The sequence below is a fragment of the Micromonospora parastrephiae genome (assembly GCF_016802865.1).
Taxonomy (GTDB): Bacteria; Actinomycetota; Actinomycetes; order Mycobacteriales; family Micromonosporaceae; genus Micromonospora; species Micromonospora parastrephiae.
The window spans coordinates 1-4,188 of record NZ_JAEVHM010000311.1 but is presented as its reverse complement, the minus strand read 5'-3'; the positions used below and the strand labels follow the sequence as shown (position 1 = coordinate 4,188).

Genomic DNA, 4,188 nt, shown 5'->3' with positions numbered 1-4,188 from the left:
CGCAACTGGCCTGCGGGGCCGGGTCGTGGGCGGGGCCCTCTCGGGGCACGGTCAGCCTGGTGGCGGTGCCGGCGAACCTGCTGGCGGTGCCGGCCATCGCCCCGGCGACGATCCTGGGCGTGGTGGCGGCAACGGTGTCGCCGCTGTGGCCGGCCGGCGCGGAGTTCGCCGCCTGGCTGGCGAGCTGGCCGGCCTGGTGGCTGGTCGTCATCGCCCGCCACGGCGCCCGGCTGCCCGGCGGCACCCTGCCCTGGCCGGACGGGGCAACGGGAGCCCTGCTGCTGGCCGTGCTGACCGTCGCGCTGCTGGTCGCGGTGCGTCGGCAAGTCGTCCGGCGGCTGGTGGCGGTCGTCGGGGTCGCCGCAGTGCTGGGTGCCCTTCCGGTTCGACTGGTGGCTGCCGGCTGGCCGCCGCCGGGGTGGGTGGTGGTGGCCTGCGCGGTGGGTCAGGGCGACGCCCTGGTGCTGCCGGTCGCCCCCGGCCGGGCCGTGGTGGTGGACGCCGGGCCGGAGCCGGGAGCGGTGGACGGCTGCCTGCGCCGGCTCGGCGTACGGGAGGTGCCGCTCCTGGTGGTCAGCCACTTCCACGCCGACCACGTGGGTGGGGTGGCCGGGGTGTTCCGGGGGCGACGGGTGGGTGCCGTGCTGGTTCCACCGACCGCCCACGCGGAGAGCGGGCGGGACCTGGTCCGGGCGGCGGCGACCGGCGGGCGGGCCGCGCTGCTGACCACCGTGGCCGGTGCCCGCCTTTCCGTCGGCGCGGTCGACCTGCTCGTGCTCGGCCCGCCGTACCCCCTCGCCGGCACCAGATCCGACCCGAACAACAACTCGCTGATGCTGCGCGCCACGGTCGCCGGGGTGCGGATCCTGTTGCCCGGCGACGCGGAGACCGAGGAGCAACACGCGGTGCTGGCGCGGGCGGCGCCCGGGCAACTGCGCGCGGACGTGTTGAAGGTCGCCCACCACGGTTCGGCGTACCAGGATCCGGGGTTTCTCGACGCCGTCCGGCCCGCCGTCGCGCTGGTGCCGGTCGGCGCCGGCAACACGTACGGGCACCCGAACCCGGGGCTGCTCGCCCGGCTGAGCAGGGGCGGCGCCCGGGTGCTGCGGACCGACACCGACGGTGACGTGGCGGCGATCCGGACCGGCGCCGGCCTGGCCGTGGTGCGTCGGGGGTTGCCGCCAGGGCGCTCACCATGAGCGGGCCGGGGGGAGCGTGGTGGAAATTGCACAGCTACGGATCAATTGGCGGGCCAATTGCCAATTAGATGGTCAATTGCGATAAATGTCTGGATTTGCACTGTCTGCGGGCTGCGCCGACTGAGCGCCGCATGAGCAGGCACGATCCCGCCGTGGGCCGTGCGAATATGGGCGGCGTGACCCCCGCCAGCCTCGCCCCCATTCTGCTCGTCCTCGGTGACGAGGAACTGCTCGCCACGCGCGCGGTCACCGAAGCTGTCGCGAAGGTTCGCGCTGTCGACCCCGAGGTGGACGTCCGCGAGTACCAGGCCAGCGCGCTCACCGTCGGCGAGATCGCCGAGATGCTCAGCCCGTCGCTGTTCGGCGGGCGGCGGCTGCTGATCCTGCGCTCCGGCCAGGACGCCCGCAAGGACCTGGTCACCGCCCTGCTCGCGTACGCCAAGAACCCCGACCCGGAGGTGCAACTGCTGGTGCTGCACCTGGGCGGCGCCAAGGGCAAGGCGTTCGCCGACGGGCTGCGGGCGGCCGGCGCGACGGTCGTCCCGGCGGCCAAGCTCAAGGGGCACCGCGACCGGGTGGCCTTCGTCCGCGACGAGATCCGCCGGGCCGGCGGCAAGTGCACCGACGACGCCGCCGAGGCGCTCATCGCGGCCGTCGGCAACGACCTGCGTGAGCTGGCCGCCGCCTGCTCCCAACTGATCGCCGACACCGACGGGCGGATCGGCGCCGATACGGTCTCCCGCTACTACCGGGGCCGGGTCGAGGTGACCGGCTTCACGGTGGCGGACGCCACCATGGTCGGCGACGTGCCGGCCGCGTTGGAGGCGCTGCGCTGGGCCCTGCACGTCGGCGTCGACCCGGTGCCCATCGCCGACGCCCTGGCCGACGGGGTGCGCACGGTGGCCCGGGTGGCGTCGGCCGGGCGGGGCAACCCGTACCAGCTCGCCAGCAGCCTCGGGATGCCGGCCTGGAAGATCGAGCGCGCACAGCGGCAGGGGCGTGGCTGGACGCCGGAGGGTCTGGTCCGGGCCATGCAGGTCGCCGCCGAGTGCAACGCGGCGGTCAAGGGCGGCTCCGACGACCGGGCGTACGCCCTGGAGCGCGCCGTCTTCTCGGTCGCGGCGGCCCGGCAGGGCAGCGCCCGGTGACGGGGCCGAACCGCACGGCGTGGGCCACCATCCCCGCCGAGGAGGAGCGTTACCGGCCGCTGTACGCCCGACTCCTCGGCCTGCGGTTCGTCAACCCCGGCGGAGTGCTCTGCTTCCTCTTCTTCGAGGGCACCATCGCCCTGGCGGTGCTGCTCGCCCTCGCCGAGCTGGTCACCTGGTGGGCGGTGCTGGTGCTGCCCGCCGTGGTGGCGGCGATGGTCAAGCTCAACGACGTGGTGGCCGCGGTCGTGGTGCGGTCCGCCGCGCTCGTGCCCGAGCAGGAACGGGACCGCTTCCGCCGACAGATGGAACCGGTCGTCGGCCGCGCCCGGGTCGAGTGGATCTCGCACGGCGTGACCGGCGTGGTGATCAGCGCCGACCCCGTGGCGCCGACCCGCCGCGCCGACTCGTCGGACTGAGGTGCCGGCCGGTTTGCGGGCAGGCCGTCGACCGTCCGCGGACACACGGAAGCCCCGGACCGGAGTCCGGGGCTTTCCGAGTCGATCTGACGGTGATCGTCAGGCGGAAAGCGCCACCACGCGCTTCGCGATCGCGGACTTGCGGTTCGCGGCCTGGTTGGAGTGGATCACGCCCTTGCTGACGGCCTTGTCCAGCTTGCGAGAGGCGTCCTGCATGAGCGCGGTGGCCTTCTCGACGTCACCGGCCTCGGCAGCCTCGTTGAACTTCCGGACGGCGGTCTTCAGCGACGACTTGACCGACTTGTTGCGCAGCCGGGCCTTCTCGTTCTGCCGGTTGCGCTTGATCTGGGACTTGATGTTCGCCACGCGACAGCCTCGTCTTGATAGCTCGGGTTGGTCAGCTTGTGCGCGTGATGACGAACATGCGTCATCGCTGCGCGAAGAGCCAGGCTACCAGGTCGCCCGGGACGAGCCAAAACGGCTCGGTCATCGCGCGGACGGACCCGGCCCGTCGCGGCCAGACTACGCCCCGGCCCGTCCGGCCGCCGTCACCGCCAGCCCTGCCGGCGGGCCAGCCAGTCCAGGGCCTGCTCGCCGCTCCACCGCTGGTGTGCGGGCAGGTGTGGCGAGGCTGTCACGGGTGCCGCCGCGGCGCCGGTCAGGTAGTAGCCGGCCAACGCGGCCAGCGTGGCGTCCAGCGCGTCCGGGGGTGCGCCCGCGCAGGCCGGGTGCGTGGCGAACAGCCCGTCGGCGTCCAGCCCGCCGGCGTACGCGGTGAGCAGCAGGCCCGCCACGTCCCACCAGGGCGGCCCGGAGCAGACCCAGGTCCAGTCGCAGAACCAGGCCCGGCCGTCCGCGCCGATCAGCACGTTGTCCACCCGCAGGTCGCCGTGGATCAGCCCGGTCGCCTCGGCGGCGTACCCGGGGAGGCGGGCCTCCAGCGCCACCAGCTCGGGCAGCCGTCCCCCGCACCGGTGCCGGCACCGGTGGTGAGGGCTCCCGGCCCGCGGCGACCTCCTCCCACCACAGGATGTCCGAGCGGGCCAGGTCGGCCAGGTGCGGCAGCCCGAGCGCGGTCAGCCCGGCCGGCGGGTCGGCCAGGGCCGCGGCGACCTGCGCGTACCCGGCGAGCGTGGCCTCCAGTTCGACGGGCGTCCAGGGCAGCCGAGGGATGTGACCGTCGACGGCGTCGGTGCAGAGCACGAACCAGCCGGCCTCGTACAGCGTCCACCGGGGGCGGGGCGCCGGCAGGTCGGCCGGCAGCCGGTCGAGGATCGCGGCCTCCCGGGCGTACGAGTCGACCAGGCGCGGTTGCTCGACGGCGGGTGCCGCCTTGACGAAGGCCCGGCCGCCGTCGGCGGTGTCGAGCACGGCGGCGAAGCCCCGGGTGAAGCCCGCGCCCGCGACCCGCGCGGCGACCAC

The 4,188-nt window shown here is 74.6% G+C and carries 4 protein-coding genes and 1 pseudogene; 3 read left to right on the top strand and 2 right to left on the bottom strand.

Going from position 1 to position 4,188, the window contains the following annotated elements:
- The 3 genes from JNW91_RS30045 to JNW91_RS30035 form a co-directional block, all read left to right on the top strand.
- On the top strand, nt 1–1,199 hold a 1,199-nt coding region (locus JNW91_RS30045; protein WP_203178873.1), incomplete at its 5' end, for a ComEC/Rec2 family competence protein.
- A gap of 167 nt (nt 1,200–1,366) precedes the next feature.
- Nucleotides 1,367–2,347: a DNA polymerase III subunit delta gene (holA, locus tag JNW91_RS30040; RefSeq protein WP_203178874.1), complete on the top strand. Its 981-nt coding sequence runs from the start codon at nt 1,367–1,369 to the stop codon at nt 2,345–2,347.
- Nucleotides 2,344–2,766, top strand: coding sequence for a hypothetical protein (locus tag JNW91_RS30035; protein WP_203178872.1), 423 nt, complete (start codon nt 2,344–2,346; stop codon nt 2,764–2,766). Before holA ends, JNW91_RS30035 begins: the two co-directional genes overlap by 4 nt.
- A 99-nt stretch (nt 2,767–2,865) precedes the next feature.
- Here JNW91_RS30035 and rpsT read toward each other — a convergent pair whose 3' ends face one another.
- Both rpsT and JNW91_RS30025 read right to left on the bottom strand, forming a co-directional pair.
- Nucleotides 2,866–3,132, bottom strand: coding sequence for a 30S ribosomal protein S20 (gene rpsT, locus JNW91_RS30030; protein ID WP_109818418.1), 267 nt, complete (start codon nt 3,130–3,132; stop codon nt 2,866–2,868).
- 182 nt (nt 3,133–3,314) lie between these two features.
- A pseudogene (locus JNW91_RS30025) lies at nt 3,315–4,188 on the bottom strand (phosphotransferase family protein); the annotation flags it as partial.

Excerpts from the sequence above, each read along its gene's own strand:
- holA (WP_203178874.1), top strand. The coding sequence starts at position 1,367 with ATGGGCGGCGTGACCCCCGCCAGCCTCGCCCCCATTCTGCTCGTCCTC.